Raw genomic sequence first — 20,502 nt, 5'->3', positions numbered from 1 at the left:
ACATGGGCTAGGGTTCCGCCGTGGCCGAATCCTCCGTCGTGCGCGACACCCGGGCTGCCTACGACGCCGTCGCGACCCTCTACGCCGAGTTGTTCAGCGACGTGCTCGAGACCCTGCCGCTGGAGCGGGCGCTGCTGGCCGCGTTCGCCGAACTCGTGCTGGCTCACGACGCCGGACCGGTCGCCGACCTCGGATGCGGCCCCGGCCACGTGACGGCGCACCTGCACGCACTCGGGCTGAGCACGTTCGGTGTCGACGTGTCTCCCGAGATGGTCGCACTGGCCCGGCGAGCCCATCCGCACCTGCGGTTCGACGAGGGGTCGATGACCGGCCTCGACGTCGCCGACGGCGTTCTCGGCGGGATCCTCGCGTTCTTCTCCACCATCCACACGCCACCACCGGAACTGCCGGCCGTGTTCGCCGAGTTCCGGCGCGTGCTGGCGCCGGGCGGCCACCTGCTGCTCGGCTTCCTCGCGGGCGACGATCCGCGGCCGCGGGAAGCCGACCACAAGGTCACGCTCGCCTACCGGTGGTCGCCCGACAGTCTCGCGAAACCGTTGCGCGAAGCCGGGTTCGCCGAGCTCGGCCGGGTGCTGCGCGAGCCTCACGACGGCGAACGGTTCCGCTCGGGGTACCTGCTGGTCCGCCAGCACCAGGAACACTGATCGCCCCGGGTCAACAAGGTTCAGGTATTCGACCCGCCGCATGCCATCGGCCGGCCGACGGGGCAGCGGAAGGGCGGGAGGTCTCGGCGGCCGCGGTGACTGGCGCACCTCACCACGACACCGCCGGTCACGGCGTGCTTCCATTGTGGACCTTCGGGGAGCCGGAAACCCGGATACCTGTGTCATAGTGGAATGGTGCATGAACTCCTGCTGGACCAGCCGGTGGTGGCGAGCGTCAAGGACGAGGCCGGGCTCCATGCCGTCACGGAGCTGGAACCGCCGGTGGTCTTCCTGCTCTTCGGTTCGATCCTGACCCTGCCCGGGCTCGTCGACCGGCTGCACGCCGCGGGCAAGACCGTGCTGGTGAACGTCGACCTGGTCGAGGGCCTGGAGAGCCGGGACATCGCCGTGGACTTCGTGGCCGAACGCACGAAGGCGGACGGCGTGCTCAGCACCAAGGCGGGCATCGTGAAAGCGGCCAAGGCCCGCGGCCTGCTCGCCGTGCACCGCTTCTTCCTGGTCGACTCGTTCTCCTACCACAACCTCGGCAGGCAGCTGGCGATCTCGCGGCCCGACTACATCGAGATCCTGCCGGGGTGCGTGCCCCGGGTGATCACGTGGCTGCGCGCCGACACGGACGTGCCGATCATCGCGGGCGGGCTGGTGTGCGACAAGGACGACGTGCTGGCGGCGCTGGCCGCGGGTGCCACCGCCATCGCGTCGTCCAATGTAGACGTCTGGTCGATGTGAGGGCTCACTCCGTCGCCGAGGACAGCCAGGTGAACAGCGGGTCGGTGTAACCGGGCAGCTCCCGGTACACCTCCGCCAGTCGCCGGTAGCGTTCGTGGGTCGCCTGGTCGGGCCGGAACTCCGTGCCCGGCGTGACCATCGCCGTCACCGCCTCGTCGAAGCCGGCGAACAGGCCGAGCCCGACGCCCGCGCAGATCGCCGCGCCGAGCTCCGCCCCGCCCTGGGCCCGTCGTGCGGGCCGGTCGAAGACGTCGGCGACGATCCGCATGAGCACGTCCGATCCGGCTCCGCCGCCGGACACCAGCACCCGATCGAACCCGGTGCCCAGTTCGTCGGCCATCGCGGCGCCGTTGGCGTACAGAGTCAAGGCGATGGCCTCGAGCACGGCTCGGTACAGGTGGAACGGCCCCTGCCTGCCGTCGAATCCGAGAAAGGCACCCCTGCGGAACGGCGCGTCGACCGGGGCCAGCCAGTCGAGCACCGCGACCAGCCCGTCGCACCCCGGCGGTACGGTCGCCGCGCCCGCGTTGAGCCATTCCTCATCGCCGAGCAGGTCCCGCAGCCAGCTGACCGTCCACATGCCACGGCGGATGCCGTGGCTCTCGTAGAGGTACTCGCGCGGCCGGCACGCGAAGTTGGTCCAGAACGCCTTGGCGTCGTGGACGTTGTGCGAGCCGGTGGTCATACCCGCGATGTAGGTCCCGAGTGACAGCAGCAGGGTCCGGTCGTCGGCGAGCCCCGCGCCGAGGGCCTCGACCGCCTTGTCGTTGGCGGTGGCGAACACGGGCAGCCCTTCCGGCAGCCCGGTGTGCGCGGCCGCCTCCGCGGTGACCGTGCCGAGCCGCTCCCCCGGGTACACCAGCTCGAACAGCATGTCGCGGGGGACGTCGGGATCGGCGGCCCACGCCCACGTGTCGGTGTCGATCGGCCACACGCCCTGGTAGTTGGCCGCGGTGTCGCGGAACCGGCCGGTCATGCGCGCCGTGATGTAGCCCGAGGAGGTGGTGACGTAACGGACGTCGGGGTTCGTGTGCTCGTACGGCCGGGAGACCCGCTCGTCCATCCAGCTGAGCACCGGCTGGGCGAGTGTGCCGTCGGCCCGCAGCAGGGCGCGGCAGAAGCGGATCGTGCACAGGCCGACGCCGAGGAGCTCGCCCGGCTCACCGTCGAACGCGTCCAGCGCGGCACGAGTGGCCGCGCCGATCGAGTCCCACAGGTCGTCGTCCGGGTGCTCGACGACGCCCGGGCGGGGCGTGTCGTTGGGGCGCAACGGAACGCGGGCCCGGGCGTGCACGGCGCCGTGCTCGTCGAACACGGTGGCCTTGGTGCTCTGCGACCCGTTGTCGATGCCGAGCAGGTACCCCGCCATCACCGGTCTCCGGCGGGGAAGATGGTGCCGGGATTCATGATCCCGTTGGGGTCGTAGACGTCCTTCAGCTTGCGCAGGATCGGGTAGGCGCTGCCGTGCTCCTGCTCGGTCCACGGCGCCCGGTACTTGCCGATGCCGTGGTGGTGCACCATCGAGCCACCGCGGGCCAGCGTCTCCTCGACGATGATCGCGTTGATCGGGATGTGGTACTTCGTGATCTCCTCGCGGGGCTCGCAGTCGATGCGGTAGTCGTACACGAAGTACATGTTGGTGCCCGTCTGGTAACTGTGCGAGGAGTGCCCTCCGAGCATGGTGATGTCGTCCGCGTGCGGGTACTCCTTGGTGATCCTGGCGATCACGGCGTCGTAGATGTCGCCGATCACCGACCAGTTCGCGGAGACCTCCGTGGTGTAGCCGAGGCGCTGCTCGGCGAGCATGGTCTCCTGTTCGGCGCGGATCTTGTCCGGCCCCCAGTTGAGGTCGTCGAACCACTCGCGGATCAGCTCGGGGTCGACCTTCTCGTGCCGGTGCCTGCCGACGACGCGCTCGATCTCCGCGCTCGTCGCGTCGGCGAGTGGTGCGGGCCCCTCGGCCAGGAACACCGCGACGCATTTGCCGCCCGCGAAGTGCGAGAAGTGCTGTGCGGCGTCCTGTTCGGAGTAGACGCGGGCGACCGAGGGGCGGTAGCCGTTGGTGACGATCTCGCGCAGGATCTCGATGCCGGTGCGCACGTCGTCGAGCAGGTAGCCGTGGAACCGGTTGTTCTCCGGCTGGTACCGGAACAGCTTCACCGTGACCTCGGTGACGAAGCACAGCGCGCCCTCGTTGCCGATCACGACGTGGCGGATGTCCGGGCCCGCGGCGCGGCGGGGCACGTTCTTGATGCGGCTGATCGTGCCGTCGGGGAACACCGCCTCCAGGCCCACGACCATGTCCTCGATCCCGCCGTAGAGCGTCGAGAACTGGCCGATCGACCGGGTCGCGACCAGGCCGCCCAGCTGTGCGAGCGGCTTGGACTGCGGCGAGTGGCCGGTGGTGAGCCCGAGTTCGCGCACCCGGTCCTCGAGCACCCGCAGCGGGACGCCGCACTGCGCCGTGGCCTGCATGTCGACCGGGTCGACGTGCACGATCTGGTCCAGTTCGGATCCGTCGAGCACCACGGTGCGGTCGAAGCTGGTCTCCAGCCCGCCCTCGGTGCCGGTGCGGCCGGTCCTGGGGACGATGTTGACGCCGTGGGTGTTGGCGAAGGCGAGCACGGCGGCCACCTGCTCGGCGCTGCCCGTTCGCACGATCGCGATCGGGAACGGGCCGTCGTAGATGCCGTGGACGGCGGTGTACTTCTTGAACCGGTCGACGCTCGCCTCGCGCAGCAGCCGCTCGTCGGTGTCCACCCGCTCCGGGCCCGCGATCTCCCGCAGCCGGTCGATGATGGCGGTCGTGTCCATGATGTCGTGCGCTCCGTTCGGTTTTCGGTTCATCGGGTGAGGTAGCCGCCGTCGACGGTGAGGACGTGCCCGTTCACGTAGTCGGAGGCCCGGCCGGCCAGGAACACCACCGCGCCCATCAGGTCACCCGGCTCGCCCCACCGGCCCGCCGGGATGTGGTCGAGGACGCGCTGGCTGGTCACCGGGTTCGAGCGGGTCCGCTCGGTGATGGGCGTGGCGAAGTAGCCGGGGGCGATGGCGTTGCACTGCACGTTGTGGGCTCCGAGCTCGTCGCAGTAGGCCTTGGTGAATCCCACGATGCCGTGCTTGGTCGCCGCGTAGGCGGGTGAGTGCTGCCCGCCGAGGAAGGAGAACAGCGAGGCGATGTTGATGATCTTGCCGCGCCCCTGCTCCACCATGCGCCTTCCCGCGCACCAGCCGAGCTCGAACGGTGCGGTCAAGTTCAACGCCACCATCGGGTCCCACTGTTCGCGGCCGAACTCCGCCGCGGGAGCCAGGTTCGCGATGCCGGCGGAGTTGACGAGGATGTCAACAGAGCCCAGTGTGTCCACACAGGACTCCACGACGTACGCCGGTGCGCCCGGTTCGGTGAGGTCGACCTTCGCGGTCTCGAGCCGGGCGCCCGCGTCCTCGACCATGCGCCGGGTCTCACCGCCGTCGTCGACGACGGTCGGCGCGAACACGTCGGCGCCCGCCTTGGCCAGCGCCACGGTGAACGCGCGGCCGAGGCCCGTGTTGCCGCCCGTGACGATGGCGTTGCGACCGCGCAGTGAGAACAGGTCGAGGGAGAAGTCCTGGATGTCCAAGGAGGAACCTTTCTTCGGCTTCGTGTTTCAGGTCAGTGCGGCGGCGCTCGGCCGCGGCCCGGCGGCCCGCTCGCGCCGCTGCACCCACAACGTCAGCGACGTGAGCACCAGACCGAGCGCACCCGCGGCGGTGAGGAAGCCGAACAGCATGCCGTAGCCGCCGTGCGGCGCGATGCCGGCGGCCGGGTCGCCGATCCACCAGGCGACGAGCCCGGGCAGGAACGCGTCGGGCAGGTAGGCCAGTCCCGAGGCGAGGCCGATCACACCCCCGCGCTGCTCGGCCGGGATGCGTGCTTCGGTGACACTCGCCCAGTACACCCCGCGGCTGGCGAAGACGGCGAACGACAGCACGAACATGAGCGTGATCGCCACCCACTTCAGCGCGGGTGTCGCCGGCAGCACGAGCAGCAGGGCGACACACACCGTGGCGCAGGCGAACGCCAGCCGCAGGAACCGCGGCGTCGACCGGGTCAGCTTGTCCACGGCGAGCCCGCCGACCGGGCCCGCCACGAACTGGAAGACGTAGCTGCGCACCACGCCGAGGACCCCGACCAGCGCGGCCGTGACGCCGAAGTCGTGCTGCAGCAACGGGGAGAAGTAGCCGAGCGTGGTGTAGAAGCAGTACATCAGCATGATCGAGCCGCCGAGCAGCCACGTGTACTTGTTCCGCGCGGCCGCCGCCAGCTGGCGCAGCGAGAGGGCCGAACGCTCACCGCTGGGGACGCGGTCGGCCCGGCCCCGCAACGTGAACCAGATCAGCGCGGCCAGCACCAGGCACAGCATCCCGTAGATCGCGATGAGGGCGAGCACGCCGGTCGTCGGGGCGAGCAGGGTGCCGACCAGCAGCACGCCGACCGCGCTGATCACCGTCGAGGTGACGCCGCGGATCGCCTCCAGGAAACCGAAAAGCCTGCCCTGCTGCTCGGTGGGGCCGAAGGAGCCCACCGCCTTCACCAGCGCGGGCCAGTAGAGCGCCATTCCGGCGAAGGCCATCGCGATGTGCGCGAGCAGTGTCGTGACGTAGCCGGGCGAGACGGTCAGTGCCAGGTCGGCGACGCCGGTGATCGCCAATGCGGCCACGATGAGCGCGCGCGGGGAGAACCGGTCTGCGAACCAGCCGCCCGCGAAGTACATGACGGCGGCGACCGCGCCGAACACCGACATGATGCCGCCGTACTCCTGCGCGGTCAGCCCGAGCGCCTGATAGGTCGGTTCCAGGAAGACGAACCGGATGTAGGCGACCTGGAAGATGATCCCCCCGGACACGCACAACAGCAGGTAGCTCAGCCACCTCCGCACACCGCTCAACGCAAACCACCTCGCCGTGGGATTCCGGGCACAAAAAAAGAGAACAGTATTCCCCGCGGGTCAAGGGGTTACTGTTCTCTCAGTCTCTAGTAACGCGATATTCGGTTGTGTTCGCCGGCAACGTAACCAGGCCCGTTCCACCGTGTCAAGCCCGCTGGGCCTCCGCGGGCGCGTTGTGTACAGTTCCGGGCGCCCGTGCCGGTGGTGCTCAGGCGCCCGGCCATCGAGACGCGACCAGGAGGAACGAAACCGATGCGCGAGCGACTCCTGGGGATCTGTGCCGCTGCCGGGCTGCTGCTCACCGCCGCCTGCGACGGCACCGGCCAGGACGCCGCACCCGCGGAGAGCCAGGGCAGGCCGGCGGCGACGCAGCCGAGCACCGGTGCGACCGAGACCACACCGGACCACAACGAGAGCGACCTCGAGTTCGCCAGGGAGATGGTCGCGCATCACGCGCAGGCCGAGGTGGTCGCCGAGCTCGCGCTGGAGCGTGCCTCCGATCCCGGGGTCCGGGGTCTCGCGGAACGGATCAAGGCCACGCAGGGTCCGGAGAAGAGGCAGATCATGGACCTGCTGCGGATGTGGGGTGAGGACGTGGAGGTGACCGGCGGCGACGGCGGGCACGACCATTCGAACCTGATGAGCGAGGAAACGTTCCAGCAGCTGCGGCAGGCGACGGGCGCGGAGTTCGACGAGCTGTGGCTGCGGTCGATGGCCGAGCACCACGAGAACGCCGTCGAGCTGGCCGAGGCCCAGCTCAGGGATGGCAGCGACTCGCTGGCGAAGCTCTTCGCCCAGAACATCGCCGACCGGCAGCGTGCCGAGGTCACCGAGCTGACGGCCCTGCTCCAGGGGTGACGCCTCAGCCCGCCGGCCCGCGTCGCCTGCCCGGGAACACCCTCGCCGTCCACAAGGGACACCCCTGCGGCCGGCGGGCGCTCACGTGCCGAGCAGCCGGCTCGCGTGACCGTAGCCGCCCGGTGACGGCTCCGCTCGCGTCGCGCGCGGTGGGGCGGCGCGGTCCGGTGGGGCGTAGAAGTAGCCCTGGCCTCGCGCGGAGACGATCACCTCACCGCCGAGGCCGGTCAGGTCCAGCTTCCGCCGCAGCCTCGTGACGAGGATCCGGACCCGGACCAGGGAGTCGTCCCGATCCGCCTCACCCCACACGTGGACGGCGATCCTCGTGACCGGCTGGGCCGTGCCCGCCGAGCGGGTGAGCAGTGCGAGCAGCCGGAACTCCGGGGCCGTCAGCCTCACCGGCACACCGGCGACCTGAGCCTCCCGCGCCAGGAGGTCCAGCCGCAACACGCCGTCGTCGTAGCGTTCCGGCTCGCCGCCGGGACCACGGCGATGGATCACCCCGCGCAGCCGGGCCATGAGCTCCTTCGGGTGGAAGGCGGTGTGCGCGCGACCGGCACCTGTCCGAGCAGTACTTCCGCCGCCTGCCCACCTCGGCGTTCCCCGGCAGGGGACCGTGGCAGACCGGGCAGGTGTCGGTTCGGCCGGTCACGGAGACGGTCACCCTCCCGAAGCAGAACGGCGAACGAAACGGGTTCGTGTCGCTCGAACGATAGCGGCACGCGGGCCGCTCTTGGCTGGATCCGGTTCGTGCTGTTCCCTGAAGGGTGAGGTCCGGCCGCCCGCGGACGGCCGGACCCGGTGTCATGATCGCTTGTGCTCTCCGGCGCCGGCGATCATGTCACCCGCCACGACGAGCGCCCTTGCCACCACGGCAAGGGGCTCGTCGTCCTTCAGGGCTGTCACGGCGGCCTCCAGTACCAGCAGGGCCGTGCGCAGTCCGGTCCGGACATGAGGCGCCCTCATGCGGGTGCCACCTCGCGGTTCCGGGGTGTGCCACATCGGTGTCTCCTCTCGACAGCGAACGCGACCATCGCGAGCTGTCGCGACGAACCCGCGGCGGCGGTGCGTGCCGAACAGGCCCACCGTGCGGCCGTGCCTCAGCGCCCCTCGGTGACGGCATCCACGGTCGCCGGTCGGAGGTGACCCCGGCAAGCGACTGCAAACAAGGTGCCACCGCGCCTCACCCGTCTCACGACGTCGGCAGCACGAACGCGAGGCAGGTCACGACTGGGGCGATCACGATGAGCGAGAAGCCCCACACCAGCAGCTGCCGGAAGACGCGGTCGCGCTGCGGCGCCGGCGTGTTGGCCACGACGAGCGCGCCCGTGGACGACAGCGGGCTCGCGTCCACCACCAGCGACGAGATCGCCAGCGCGGTGATCAGCGCCGTCGCGCTGAGCGTGCTGTCACCGAGCAGCGGCACCGCCAGCGGGATGAGGGCGCCCAGCATGCCGATGGTCGAGGCGAAGGCCGAGCCGAGCGCGCCGATGCCGCAGATGATCAGCGCGCCGAGTATCGGCACGCCGACGGCGGCGACCCCGCGCCCGAGGTAGTCGAGCGTGCCGAGCGTCTGCAGCAGGTTGACGTAGGTCAGCGTGCCGCAGACGAGCAGCACGGTCGGCCACGCGACCTGGTGCACGGCCTGCCTGCCCACCGACGGCCTCGCGACCGACAGCGCCACCGCCACCGTCATCGCCAGCACGCCGATGTTCACCTCGAACGCGAGCGCGCCGACGGCGAGCACGACCAGGCCGGTGAGGGTGGCCACGCGGTGCCGGTCCAGCCCGGCGTCGGCTTCGGGTTCGTCCGGGGGCTCGGCCACCGCCACACCACCACGCCCGGTGACGCCGACGCGTGCGGGCACCGCCGTCCGCACGCCGATGAGCCGCAGCCCGCCGAAGAGGACGAAACCGGTCACCCCGAGTGCGAGGTTGAAGGCCAGCGAGCCCGCGAACAGCAGCACCGGGTCGATGGCGAGGCCGTTGCTCTCGACGACGGCGTTGCTGAGGCTGCCGAGCACGCTGCTGGGCGCGAGCCCGCCCGCCGCGCCGCCGTTGACCACCATCAACCCCATGAGCAGGGGTTTGATGTCGTAGCGGCGCGCGAACTCCAGCGCCACGGGAGCCAGCACGGCGATCACGGCGACCAGCGGAGCGCCCGCCATCGCCAGCAGCCCGGTGACCACGAACATCACCCACGGCACGAGCACGAGCCGTCCCCGCACCATCCGCACCCCCGCCGAGGTGAGCCACGTGATCGTGCCGTTGTCGCGGGCGATGGCGAACAGGTACGTGACGCCGACCAGGGTGAGGAACAGCTCGGCGGGGAAGCCCTCGGTGATCACCTCGTCCACCGGGACACCGGCGACGAGGGTGCCGACGGCGAACGCGGCGACGAACGCCACCGCGCCCATGTTGACGTCGAGCACGGTGGTGATCGCGAAGACCACCAGCAGACCGATCAGCGCGACGAGTTCGATGGGCATCGCTCACACCTCTCCCGGCCGGGCGCCCGACAGCACGGCCCTGGCCCGCTGGACGTCGAAGTCGCGCTCCCACCGGGAGACCACGATGGTGGCGACGAGGTTTCCGATCAGGTTGGTCAGTGCGCGCGCCTCGTTCATGAACCGGTCGATGCCGATGATCAGCGCGATCCCGGCCACCGGGATGGTGGGCACTGCCGACAGCGTGGCCGCGAGCACCGCGAGCGCGGCGCCCGCCACTCCCGCGCCGCCCTTCGCCGAGATGACCAGCACGCCGAGCAGCAGCAGCTGGTCGCCGAGCGTGAGCGGGATGTCGAGCGCCTGCGCGATGAACAGCGAGGTCATGGTCAGGTAGATCGCGGCGCCGTCGAGGTTGAACGAGTATCCGGACGGGATGGTCAGGTTGACCACCGACCGTCCACACCCGATCCGTTGCAGCTTGTCCATCGACTGTGGCAGCACGGTTTCCGTGGACGTCGTGGCGAGCACCACGAGCAGCTCCTGGCGGAAGTACCGCAGCAGCCGCCACAGCGAGATCCCGCAGAGCCGCAGCACGAGTGCCAGCCCGCCGAACACGAACAGCACACAGGTGAGGTAGAAGCACGCCATGAGCGCGCCGAGCCTGCCCAGTGTCTCGGCTCCGTACTTGCCGGTGGTGAACGCGACCGCGCCGAACGCGCCGACGGGCGCGAAGTACATGACCACGCGCAGGATCGTGAAGAAGACGTGCTGCACGGACTCCAGCCCGGTGCGCAGCGTCGCGCCCCGCTCGCCGAGCAGGGTCAGCGCCACGCCGAACAGGATCGCGAACACCAGCACCTGCAGGATGTTCCCGTCGGCGAAGGCGCCGACGACGCTGTCCGGGACGATGCTCTCCAGCAGGCCGCCCACACCGCTCGGTGTCTCGTCGGCGGGCGGAAGGTCCTGCCCGCTCAGGGTCGCCGGGTCGATGTTCAGGCCCGCGCCTGGCTGGAACACGTCGGCGACCACCAGCCCGAGCGTCAGCGCGAGCAGCGTCATGCATTGGAAGTAGACGAGCGCCTTGACCCCGACCCTGCCCACCTTGCGCAGGCTGGTCGCCGAGGAGATACCCAGCACCACCGTGACGAACACGATGGGCGTGATGATCATCTTGATCAGGCTGATGAAGATGTCGCCCGCCGGCTTGAGCGCCTCGCCGACGCCCGGCGCCAGGAGCCCGAGCAGCGCGCCGGCGAGCACGGCGACGAGAACCCAGAAGTACAGCTGACGGGACAGGGCTCGCCAGCGCGAGCGAATCCGTGGGCCTGCGGAACCTCGTTGTACCGCGGTCATCCGAGCCTCCCTCGTGGTAAGAGGTCGTACCACTGAGGGTTCTACCCTGCCGGGCTCGGCGGTGACAAGCCTCGCTCAGCGTTCTCCGGCGCCCGCGCGCGGGCTGAGGTGCGGAAACGAAGAACTATTTCGTTCGCTCAGTCCTCTGTGGATCGGGCTGCTCGTCGTGCAGCCTGGACATGGCGGCCTTGCGGGCGCCGTTGATGTGCGCCTTGACGGCGCGCCGCGCCGCCACGGGGTCGCCTGCCAGCAGTGCGTCGAGGATGCGGCGGTGGTCGACCCTGGACTTCTCCAGCCTGCCCGGCACCCGCAGCGTGGTCTCCATGCCGCGCGCCAGGATCTCCTGCAGCACCGTGAGCGTCCGCATCATGAACCGGTTGCCCGCCGCCTCGACGATGCGCATGTGGAACGCGGCGTCGAGCTCCTGCAGCTTGCCCCAGTCGACCGGGTCCTCGCGGGTCGCGGCGTCGAGCCGCTCGTAGGTCTCCCTCACCGCGGCGAGCTTCGCGGCGTCGCCGTTGCTCGCCGCCCAGGCAGCCGCGGGCAGCTCCAGCACCTCACGCATGTCGAACAGCTCGGCGAGGCTCATCTCCTCGGTGAGCATCGCCTGGCGCAGCGTCCGCGTGGTCGCGGGGTCGGCCACGAAGACGCCGGCGCCGTGCCGGACCTCGACGTGCCCCTGCGCCTTGAGCGAGCGCAGGGCCTCGCGCAGCGACGGCCTGCTGACGCCGAGCAGCGCGGCCAGCTCCCGCTCCGGCGGCAGGCGGTCGCCGGGCCGCAGGCGCTCATCGGCGATGACCTCGAGAATCTGCCCGGAGATCCGGTCCGACACCATGCCCCGGTCCAACGGCGTCCACATCTTCGCGTCAGTGCCCACAAGCTGCTCCCCACAAGTAACCTCTTTGGTAAGACCACTTTACCTCTGTTGCGATCCAGGCGCGAAGACCCCCTTGTCCGGCGCGCTCCGGCGAGTTACCTTCGTCCGGGAAAATGGTAAGACCTCTAGCCAAGGGAGAGACATGGCGCAGGCAACCGGCTTGCCGGGCTATCTCGCCCACCACGACGGAGACCTGGTGGCGGTCGCGGTACGCGACCTGGAGCCGGGTCCGGTCGAGGGCGGATACCTTCGCGGTCCGGAGAACGTGACGATCGAACTGCTCGAACCGGTGCCACTGGGGCACAAACTGGCGCTCACCGACATCGCCGAGGGCCAGGACGTCATCGAGTACGGACACCGGGTCGGCATCGCGACCGCCGACATCCCCAAGGGCGGGTACGTCCATGTACACAACGTGAGGAGCGCGCGGTGGCAGAACAGCGTGGCCTGACCGGGTTCCGCCGGGAGAACGGCGCGGTCGGCATCCGGAACCACACCATCATCCTGCCCGTCGACGACCTGTCGAACGCCGCCGCCGAGGCGGTCGCCGCCGTCGTACCGGGCACGCTCGCGCTGCCGCACGCGTACGGCAGGCTGCAGTTCGGACCCGATCTCGACCTGACCTTCCGCACGCTCATCGGCACCGGGTGCAACCCCAACGTCGCGTCGGTCGTGGTGATCGGGATCGAGCCGAACTGGACGGACAAGGTCGCCCACGGCATCGCCAAGACCGGCAAGAAGGTGCGCGCGTTCTCCATCGAACGCCACGGCGACCTCCGCACGATCGAGGCCGCGGCGCGCGCCGCGGCGGAGTTCCTCCGCGACGATTCCGAAAAGCAGCGGGAGGCCGTGCAGCGGCACGAGGTGATGCTGTCGATCAAGTGCGGCGAGTCCGACACCACCAGCGGACTCGGCTCGTGCCCGACCACCTCCGAGGCCGTGGACCGCTGGGTCGACGCGGGCGGCACGGTGCTGTTCGGCGAGACCAGCGAGCTCACGGGCGGCGAGCACCTGATCGCCCAGCGCTGCGTCAACGACTCGGTGCGCGCCCGGTTCCAGGAGATCTACGACAACTACATCGAGATGATCGAGCGCACCGGGGCGAACCTGCTCGGCTCGCAGCCCACGCAGGGCAACATCCGCGGTGGCCTGTCGACCATCGAGGAGAAGGCGATGGGCAACATCGCCAAGACCGGCAGCAAGCCGGTGGTCGGCGCGCTCGACTCGGCCGAGGCTCCCGCCTCCGGCCCCGGTCTGTACTTCATGGACACCTCGTCGGCCGCCGCCGAATGCGTGACGCTGATGGCCGCCGCGGGCGCGGTGATCCACCTGTTCCCGACCGGACAGGGCAACGTGATCGGCAACCCCATCGAGCCGGTGGTCAAGCTCAGCGCCAACCCGCTCACCACCGAGACGATGTCGGAGCACATCGATCTGGACTGCTCGGGGCTGCTGCGCCAGGAGTACAACCTGACCACGGCGGGTGACCAGCTGATGGAGGTCATCGACCGCACGATCAACGGCAGGCTCACGTGCGCCGAGTCGCTCGGCCACCGCGAGTTCGTGCTCACCAGGCTCTACCCCAGCGCCTGAGCGAAACCACCGCGGTCGCCGGGCCAGCCCGGCCCGGCGACCCGGTTCCCCAAACCGTCTCGAGAGGACAGACGATGCCACAGGTGGCCTCGACACTCATCGCCGGCGAATGGCACTCGGCGGGCACACCACGGGAGATCCGCAATCCCGTGGACGGCTCCGTGGTCGGCACGGTCGACTACAGCGGCCCCGAGCAGGCGCGCGCCGCGGCGGACGCGGCGGCCACGGCGTTCGGCGCGTGGTCGCACACCCCCGCCCGCGCCCGCGCCGACCTGCTGCTGCGCGCCGCCGAGCTGATCGCCCAGCGCGCCGAGGAGATCGGCACCCTGCTCGCCGCGGAGGCGGGCAAGAGAGCCCCGGAGGCGATCGGGGAGCTGCGCTTCTCCGCCGAGTACTTCCGCTGGTTCGCCGAGCAGTGCCGCCGCCCCAGCGGTGAGGTGCGCCCGCACGAGGCCCCCGGCCGCAGGCACCTGACCATCCGCAGGCCCGCGGGCGTGGTCGCGAGCCTGACGCCGTGGAACTTCCCGTGCTCGATCCAGGCGCGCAAGCTGGCACCCGCGCTGGCCGCCGGGTGCACCGTGGTGGCCAGGGTCTCGGAGAAGGCGCCGCTCGCGGCCACGGAGATGGTTCGCTGCCTGACCGACGCGGGCCTTCCCGACGGGGTGGTCAACCTCGTGCACGGGCCCTCGGCCGCGATCACCGACGCCTACCTCGGCCACCCCGAGGTGCGGGTCGTGTCGTTCACCGGTTCCACCGGCGTGGGCCGGTCGATCATGGCGAAGGCGGCCGAGCGCGTCGTGCGTCCCCTGCTGGAGCTGGGCGGCAACGCGCCGTTCATCGTCTTCCCCGACGCCGACCTCGACGCCGCCGTGGAGGGTGCGCTGCTCGCCAAGTTCCGCAACACCGGCCAGTCCTGCATCGGGGCCAACCGCTTCTACGTGCACACGGAGGTGCACCAGGAGTTCACCACCCGCTTCGCCGAGGCCGTGGACGCGATGTCGATCGGCGACGGCCTCGCCAGCCCCGTGCCGGACCTCGGCCCGTGCATCGACGACGCGCGCGTGGCCGCCGTGACCGGCATGGTCGACGAGGCGCTCGCCGCCGGCGCCAAGCTGGTGACCAAGGAGCGGCAGCTGCCCTCGGGGTCCTTCGCCGCGCCCGCCCTGCTCGTGGACGTGCCGCGCGACACCGCGCTCGCGCGCGAGGAGGTCTTCGGCCCCGCGGCGGGGATCTTCTCCTTCCGCGACGAGGACGAGGTGGTGGCCGAGGCCAACGCCACCGAGATGGGCCTGGCCGCCTACTTCTACACCCGCGACAACTCCCGGACGTGGCGGATGGCCGAGCAGCTCGACGCCGGGATCGTCGGCATCAACAACGCGCTGCCCAGTGTCGCGTTCGCCCCGATGGGCGGCAGCAAGCAGTCCGGGCTCGGCCGGGAGGGAGCCGAGCTGGGACTGGAGGAATTCGAAGAGACCAGGTACCTGTCACTGGGCATCTGACCCACCGGTGCCGACGCCGCCACCGCACGAGAGGACCCCGCCGCCATGGCAGAGCCGCCGGGCACCACGCCCGTCATCCGCTCACAGCAAGACGTCAACGATCTGATCAACTCAGGACGCGCGAAGGGAGGGAAGTCCGGCGCGATCACGTTCATCGCGCTCGGCGGCATCTTCATCGACGCCTACGACTTCTCCTCCATCGCGTTCGGACTCAAGGACATCACCGAAAGCTTCCAGCTCACCGCGTTCGAGGAGGGCGCGGTCGCCGCCTCCATCATGATCGGCGCGCTGCTGGGAGCGCTGGTCGGCGGGTACCTCGTCGACCGGCTCGGCCGCTACAAGCTGTTCATGGCCGACATGCTGTTCTTCGTGGTCGCCGCGATCGCGTGCGCGGTCGCGCCGAACTTCGAGACGCTCACCGGCGCCAGACTGCTGATGGGCATCGGCATCGGCATCGACTTCCCGGTCGCGCTGGCGTTCATCGCCGAGTTCAACGCCTTTCGCGGCAAGGGCAGCAAGGTGTCGCTGTGGCAGCCGATGTGGTACCTCGCCACCGGGTCGGCCTTCCTCGTGCTGCTGCCGCTGTACTTCCTCATTCCCGAAGACGCCCACGACCAGCTGTGGCGGTGGGCCGTCGGGTTCGGCGCGGTGCCCGCGCTGGCCGTGATGCTCGTGCGGCACAAGTACATGGACGAGTCCCCGAGCTGGGCAGCCAGCCAGGGCGACCTGCACCGCGCCGCTGGGATCCTGCGCCGCTCCTACGGGATCGACGTCCGGGTCGAGCAACCACAGCAGCAGGCCAAGCAGGACCGGCGCGGGCTGGGTGACGTGCTGGCCGAGTTCGGCAGGCTGTTCAGCCCCCGCTACCGGGCGCGCACGATACTGGCCGCCACGGTCAGCTTCTGCCAGTCGATCCAGTACTACGCGGTCGGCTTCGCGCTGCCCGTGATCATCTCCGGGTTCCTGCACCAGGACCGGCTGACCTCGATCCTCGGTCCGCTCGTGTTCAACCTCGTGTTCGGTGTGCTCGGCGGGCTCCTGGGCGTGCGGCTGGCGAACCGGCTCGGCTCCTGGAAGCTCTCGGCCAGCGGTTTCGCGATCTGCCTCGTGGCACTCGTCTGCCTCGGCCTGCTCGGCACGCCCGAGGGCACGTGGCCGCTCGCGCTGTCCGGTCTGCTGCTCGGTGTGTTCGTGTTCTTCCACTCCTACGGGCCGGGCGCACAGGGCATGACGATGGCGACCCTGAGCTACCCGACCTCGTTGCGCGGGGTGGGCGGCGGCTTCGGCCAGGCCGTCCTGCGGGTCGGCTCGATGCTCTCGCTGCTGTGGTTCCCGACGCTCAGCGCCTCACTGGGCACCGGCGTCTACTTCGCCGTCGCCGCGGCGCCCGTGCTGGGACTCATCGTGCTGGCGCTCATCCGGTGGGAGCCCGTCGGTGTCGACGTCGACGCCGAGGACGCCGGTGAACCCGCTCCCGCACCCAACCACCTGATCGGCAAGGAGAAGTGATGTTCGGAAAGCTCGGTTTCATCGGCGCGGGCAAGATGGGAGGGGCCGTCGCCCGCAGGCTCGCCACGGGCGGCTTCGAGGTGCACGTCCACGACCTCGACCCCGCCGCCGTGCAGCGCTGCGTGGACGCCGGGGCGGTCGCCGCCGGATCCGCCTCGGCGGCCGTGAAGGACGCCGAGGTGGTGTTCACCAGCCTGCCGATGCCCGAGCACGTGCTCACCACGTGGACCCGGCTCGCCCCCGAGCTCGCCGAGGGGGCGAGCGCCGTGGACGTCTCCACCATCGACCCGGGGACCGTCGAGCAGGCGGCCGCGGCCGTGGGCGAGTACGGCCACCCGTTCGTCACGTGCGCGCTCGGCAAGACACCGGCCGCGGCGGAGGACGGCGCGATCCCGCTGTTCGTCGGCGGGCCGGGCGAGGCCGTGTCCGCGCTGCGCCCCCTGTTCGAGCGCATCGGCGAGACGACCCACGAGTTCGAGAGCGCGGGCGCCGCCGCGATGTTCAAGCTCATCTCGAACCTCATCGGCATGACCAACGTCGCCGTGCTCGCCGAGGGCTACGTGCTCGCCAGGGCCGCGGGCATCACGCCAGAGCAGTTCAGCGCCGCGCTCGCCGACACCGGCGCCAGCTCGTTCCAGTCCCAGGTGCGGCTGCCGTGGCTGGTCGCCGGCGACTTCGAGGCGCGGTTCGGGGTCGAGCTCGCCGCGAAGGACGTGCGGCTCGCCCTCGACGCCGGCGCGCGGCAGGGCATCGCCTCCCCGGTGGCGGCCCAGGGGCTCGCGCAGCTCCTCTCGGCCATCGCCCACGGGCACGGCGGGGAGGACGCGGTGGCCGTGGCGAAGGTGCTCGACCCGCAGGGCCGCCTGCTGGGCTCCGCCGGGAACGAGACCGCCGATGAGTGAGCCGATCGACGTCCTGGTCAGCGAGGACGTGTGGGGAACCGCCTTCGAGGAGCTGGCCACGCGCTACCGGGTGGTGCGCGAGGCCGGGTACTGGAAGGAGCCGGAGCTGCTGACCGAGGCGGTGCGGCGCAGCAGGGCGCTCGTGGTCCGCAACCGGACCCAGGTGGACCGGGCGCTGCTCACCGCGGGCGAGCGGCTGACCGTCGTGGCGCGCGCAGGCGTGGGCCTGGACAACATCGACCTGCCCGCCGCCGACGAGGCGGGCGTGGTGGTGACGGCGCCCCTCGGCGCCAACGCGGTGAGCGTCGCCGAGCACACGATCGGGCTGGCGCTGACCCTGGCGCGGGGCATCGTGCGGCTCGACGCCGACTGCCGCAAGGGCGGCTGGAACCGCGCACCCGGACGGGAGCTGCGCGGGGGCACCTGGGGCCTGCTCGGTTGCGGGGCCACCGCCAGGGCGTGCGGGGAGCTGGCCGGGTCGCTGGGCATGCGAGTGCTGGCCCACGACCCGTACCTCGACCCGGCCCACCCGGAGCTGGCGCGCGCCGGGATCGAGCTGGCACCGCTGGAGGAGGTCGTGGCCGGGGCCGACGTGCTCTCCTGCCATCTGCCCGCCACCCCGGACACCACCGGCCTGGTGAACGCCGCGCTGCTGGGCCGGATGCGGCCCTCGGCCCTGTTCGTCAACGTCGGGCGCGGCGAGGTGGTGGACGAGGACGCGCTCGCCGACGCGCTGGAGTCGGGCGCGCTCGGCGGGGCGGCACTCGACGTGCGGGCGAGCGAGCCGCCGGAAACCGGGCGGTTGGAGAAGCTGGACAACGTGGTGCTCACGCCGCACGTCGCGGGCATCACGGCCCAGAGCCAGGCGCGCATCGCGCGCACGCTCGCCGAGGACATCGACGCGGTGCTCGGCGGTGGGCGCGCCAGCTCCGCGGTGGGCACGGCGAAGGAGGCCCGGTCGTGACGGAGACGGTGGCCTCCGCCGAGGCACTGGCGAGCGGCCTGCTCACGGCGGCGGGCATGGACCCCGGGAACGCGCGCACGTCCGCGCGCTGCATCGTGATGGCCGACGTGTGGGGCATCGGCTCGCACGGCCTGATGCGGCTGCCGTACTACCTGCAGCGCATGGCGGCGGGCGGGTATCCCCCGGACGCCGAGCTGCGGGTGGTGGACGACACCGGGCCGGTCGTGTCGGCCACCGGGGGCGGCGGGCTCGGGCACTGGCAGCTCTGGGAGGCGGCGGGGCTCGCCGTGTCCCGGTGCCGCCGGTACGGCATCGGCGCGGTCGCCGTCGCCGACTCCGGGCATTGCGGCGCACTGGGGCTCTACACGGTTCCCGGGCTCCGCGAGGGCCTGCTGACCCTCGCGTTCTCCAACGGGCCCGCCGTGATGCCGCCGTGGGGCGGAGCCAAGCCGCTGCTGTCTACGTCGCCGCTGGCCGCCGGGATCCCTGCCCGGCCCCGGCCCGCGATCATCGACATGGCCACCAGTGCGGTGGCCCGAGGCAAGATCGCGGCGCACGCACGCCGCGGCACGCAGTTGCCCGAAGGGTGGGCGCTCGCGGCGGACGGCACCCCGACGACCGACCCGCAGGAGGCGCTCTACGGCATGCTCTCGCCGCTGGGCGGGGCGAAGGGCTTCGCGCTGGCGCTCCTGGTGGAGTCGCTGGCTGGCGGGCTGGCCGGCCCCAACCTGTCCGCGGACGTGCCGGACATGTTCACCGAGTCCGACGCCCCGAATCCGCAGCGCATCGGCCACGTCCTGATCACACTCGACCCGGCCCGCTTCGCCGGCGGCGGCGAGGCGGCGGCGAAGCGGCTCGACCGGCTGGCTGCGTCGGTCGAGGACGCGGGCGGCAGGCTGCCCGGCCGCGACCGGGTGCTGCCCGAGAACGTCGACCCGCACACCCCGCTGAAGGTCGACGACGGGACCGTGCGGGAACTGCGGCAGTGGGCGGAGCGGCTCGGCGTGCCGCCGGAGTGACCGGGGGCCGCCGGGCACGCCATATCCTGACCTCCGGCACAACCGGAGGTGAGGGACATGGCACGGCGCCCGGCGGTCACGAGCGTCCAGATCGCTCGTGAGGCGGGTGTTGCCCAGTCGACGGTGTCCCGGGTGCTCAACGGCGGGAGCGTCGCGCCCGGCACGCGGCGCCGGGTGCTGGAGGTGCTGGCGAAGTACGACTTCCAGCCGAGCCAGGCGGCGCGCAGCCTCGTGGGTGCCCGCTCGGGGCTCATCGGCGTGGTGATCCGCGACCTGACCAACCCCTTCTACCCCGTGATGATCAAGGCGATGGAGCGCGTGCTGCACGCGCAGGGCCTGCGCCTCACGCTCGTCACCGACGTGCTGACCGCGGACGAGGGGCTGGCCCTGCTGCGGCGGGAGGGCGTGGACGGCGTCGTGTTCACCTCGGCCGTGGCCGACGACCCGCTGGCGCACCGCATCGCCGGCCACGGCATCCCGCTGGTGCTCTGCCATCGCACGCTGGCGGGGTTCCCCGCCGACCAGGTGGAGGCCGACAACGTCACCGCGGGGCGGCTGGCGGCCGAGCACGTGCTGTCGCTCGGCCACCGCCGCATCGCGATGGTGCGCGGACTGGCCGGGGCGAGCACGGCCGCGCAGCGGGGCCGTGGCTTCCGCGAGCGGGCCGCGGAGGCCGGGGACGCGGTGCTCACCGAGGTCGACGGTTCCTACGACTACGCGGCCACCTACACGGCGGTCCGCGCACTGCTGTCGGAGCACTCGCCACCCACGGCGCTGTTCTGCCAGAACGACGTCATGGCCTACGCGGCGCTCAACGCCGCGGCGGCGTGCGGCGTGGCGGTGCCCCGCGAGCTGAGCGTGCTGGGCTGCGACGACGTGCCGCTGTCGGCGTGGGAGCGCATCGACCTCACCACGGTTCGCCAGCCGCTGGAGCGCATCGCGGAGGTGGGGGTGGAGCTGCTGCTCGGCAGGCTCGCCGAACCGGACGCGCCGTACCGGCACGAGGTGCTTCCCGTCGAGTTCGTCGAGCGCTCGACCACCGCTCCCGCCTGAGGCACCGATCACACTCCTTGACCACGGCCATACCGGTGGCCCATCGTGTGGATACGTATCCATTGGATACGTATCCACAGCAGTGC

General features: G+C 71.2%; 20 protein-coding genes. 11 read left to right on the top strand and 9 right to left on the bottom strand.

Going from position 1 to position 20,502, the window contains the following annotated elements:
* Nucleotides 1-20: 20 nt before the first annotated feature.
* Nucleotides 21-665: a class I SAM-dependent DNA methyltransferase gene (locus tag BA062_RS18130; RefSeq protein WP_110338149.1), complete on the top strand. Its 645-nt coding sequence runs from the start codon at nt 21-23 to the stop codon at nt 663-665.
* Between the two features lie 192 nt (nt 666-857).
* Nucleotides 858-1,415, top strand: coding sequence for a glycerol-3-phosphate responsive antiterminator (locus BA062_RS18125; RefSeq protein ID WP_110338147.1), 558 nt, complete (start codon nt 858-860; stop codon nt 1,413-1,415).
* Nucleotides 1,416-1,419: 4 nt separating this feature from the next.
* Here BA062_RS18125 and BA062_RS18120 read toward each other — a convergent pair whose 3' ends face one another.
* Genes BA062_RS18120 through BA062_RS18105 form a run of 4 tightly spaced genes read right to left on the bottom strand, consistent with a single transcriptional unit; the run spans nt 1,420 to nt 6,334 of the window.
* Nucleotides 1,420-2,784 carry an FGGY-family carbohydrate kinase gene (locus BA062_RS18120; RefSeq protein ID WP_110338145.1) on the bottom strand — a complete coding sequence of 455 codons (1,365 nt, stop codon included), beginning with the start codon at nt 2,782-2,784 and terminating at the stop codon, nt 1,420-1,422.
* Nucleotides 2,784-4,229, bottom strand: a complete 1,446-nt coding sequence (locus tag BA062_RS18115; protein ID WP_110338143.1) for an FAD-binding oxidoreductase — start codon at nt 4,227-4,229, stop codon at nt 2,784-2,786. Before BA062_RS18115 ends, BA062_RS18120 begins: the two co-directional genes overlap by 1 nt.
* 29 nt (nt 4,230-4,258) lie before the next feature.
* Nucleotides 4,259-5,035 carry an SDR family oxidoreductase gene (locus BA062_RS18110; RefSeq protein WP_110338141.1) on the bottom strand — a complete coding sequence of 259 codons (777 nt, stop codon included), beginning with the start codon at nt 5,033-5,035 and terminating at the stop codon, nt 4,259-4,261.
* A 27-nt stretch (nt 5,036-5,062) separates the two neighbouring features.
* A complete protein-coding gene (locus BA062_RS18105) occupies nt 5,063-6,334 on the bottom strand; it encodes an MFS transporter (protein ID WP_245959888.1) in 1,272 nt (423 codons plus the stop codon).
* 261 nt (nt 6,335-6,595) lie between these two features.
* On the opposite strand from BA062_RS18105, the gene BA062_RS18100 reads away from it, so the two are divergent.
* Entirely contained in the window at nt 6,596-7,201 is a 606-nt protein-coding gene (locus BA062_RS18100; RefSeq protein WP_110338138.1) for a DUF305 domain-containing protein, read from the top strand.
* An 81-nt stretch (nt 7,202-7,282) separates the two neighbouring features.
* Here the strand turns inward: BA062_RS18100 and BA062_RS18095 are convergent, their stop codons facing one another.
* The 5 genes from BA062_RS18095 to BA062_RS18080 all read right to left on the bottom strand — a co-directional run bounded on the left by BA062_RS18095 (nt 7,283) and on the right by BA062_RS18080 (nt 11,877).
* Entirely contained in the window at nt 7,283-7,720 is a 438-nt protein-coding gene (locus BA062_RS18095; protein ID WP_110338136.1) for a winged helix-turn-helix domain-containing protein, read from the bottom strand.
* Between the two features lie 285 nt (nt 7,721-8,005).
* Nucleotides 8,006-8,167 carry a hypothetical protein gene (locus BA062_RS39870; RefSeq protein ID WP_168214008.1) on the bottom strand — a complete coding sequence of 54 codons (162 nt, stop codon included), beginning with the start codon at nt 8,165-8,167 and terminating at the stop codon, nt 8,006-8,008.
* A 226-nt stretch (nt 8,168-8,393) separates the two neighbouring features.
* Nucleotides 8,394-9,689: an SLC13 family permease gene (locus BA062_RS18090; protein WP_110338134.1), complete on the bottom strand. Its 1,296-nt coding sequence runs from the start codon at nt 9,687-9,689 to the stop codon at nt 8,394-8,396.
* Nucleotides 9,690-9,692: 3 nt separating this feature from the next.
* Nucleotides 9,693-11,000: a C4-dicarboxylate transporter DctA gene (dctA, locus tag BA062_RS18085; RefSeq protein WP_110338132.1), complete on the bottom strand. Its 1,308-nt coding sequence runs from the start codon at nt 10,998-11,000 to the stop codon at nt 9,693-9,695.
* Between the two features lie 124 nt (nt 11,001-11,124).
* Nucleotides 11,125-11,877: a FadR/GntR family transcriptional regulator gene (locus BA062_RS18080; protein WP_245959879.1), complete on the bottom strand. Its 753-nt coding sequence runs from the start codon at nt 11,875-11,877 to the stop codon at nt 11,125-11,127.
* Nucleotides 11,878-12,019: 142 nt separating this feature from the next.
* Here BA062_RS18080 and BA062_RS18075 point away from each other — a divergent pair, with 142 nt between their 5' ends.
* From BA062_RS18075 to BA062_RS18040, 8 genes are all read left to right on the top strand, one after another.
* Nucleotides 12,020-12,328, top strand: coding sequence for a UxaA family hydrolase (locus BA062_RS18075; RefSeq protein WP_110338130.1), 309 nt, complete (start codon nt 12,020-12,022; stop codon nt 12,326-12,328).
* Nucleotides 12,307-13,470 carry a UxaA family hydrolase gene (locus tag BA062_RS18070; protein ID WP_110338128.1) on the top strand — a complete coding sequence of 388 codons (1,164 nt, stop codon included), beginning with the start codon at nt 12,307-12,309 and terminating at the stop codon, nt 13,468-13,470. Before BA062_RS18075 ends, BA062_RS18070 begins: the two co-directional genes overlap by 22 nt.
* Nucleotides 13,471-13,553: 83 nt before the next feature.
* Entirely contained in the window at nt 13,554-14,969 is a 1,416-nt protein-coding gene (locus tag BA062_RS18065; protein WP_210406912.1) for an NAD-dependent succinate-semialdehyde dehydrogenase, read from the top strand.
* Between the two features lie 45 nt (nt 14,970-15,014).
* Nucleotides 15,015-16,478 (top strand): MFS transporter, encoded by a 1,464-nt coding sequence (locus tag BA062_RS18060; RefSeq protein WP_110338124.1) that lies wholly within the window; start codon nt 15,015-15,017, stop codon nt 16,476-16,478.
* A complete protein-coding gene (locus BA062_RS18055; RefSeq protein WP_110338122.1) occupies nt 16,478-17,380 on the top strand; it encodes an NAD(P)-dependent oxidoreductase in 903 nt (300 codons plus the stop codon). Before BA062_RS18060 ends, BA062_RS18055 begins: the two co-directional genes overlap by 1 nt.
* Nucleotides 17,373-18,344, top strand: coding sequence for a hydroxyacid dehydrogenase (locus BA062_RS18050; protein WP_110338120.1), 972 nt, complete (start codon nt 17,373-17,375; stop codon nt 18,342-18,344). The genes BA062_RS18055 and BA062_RS18050 overlap by 8 nt, the downstream gene beginning before the upstream one ends.
* Nucleotides 18,341-19,363, top strand: coding sequence for an Ldh family oxidoreductase (locus BA062_RS18045; RefSeq protein ID WP_110338118.1), 1,023 nt, complete (start codon nt 18,341-18,343; stop codon nt 19,361-19,363). Before BA062_RS18050 ends, BA062_RS18045 begins: the two co-directional genes overlap by 4 nt.
* A 57-nt stretch (nt 19,364-19,420) precedes the next feature.
* Nucleotides 19,421-20,416 carry a LacI family DNA-binding transcriptional regulator gene (locus BA062_RS18040; protein WP_110338116.1) on the top strand — a complete coding sequence of 332 codons (996 nt, stop codon included), beginning with the start codon at nt 19,421-19,423 and terminating at the stop codon, nt 20,414-20,416.
* The last annotated feature ends 86 nt before the right edge of the window (nt 20,417-20,502 follow it).

The organism is Prauserella flavalba (genome assembly GCF_003202235.1).
In the GTDB taxonomy this organism is placed as follows: Bacteria; Actinomycetota; Actinomycetes; order Mycobacteriales; family Pseudonocardiaceae; genus Prauserella_A; species Prauserella_A flavalba.
This window is presented reverse-complemented; position numbering and strand designations above follow the sequence as displayed.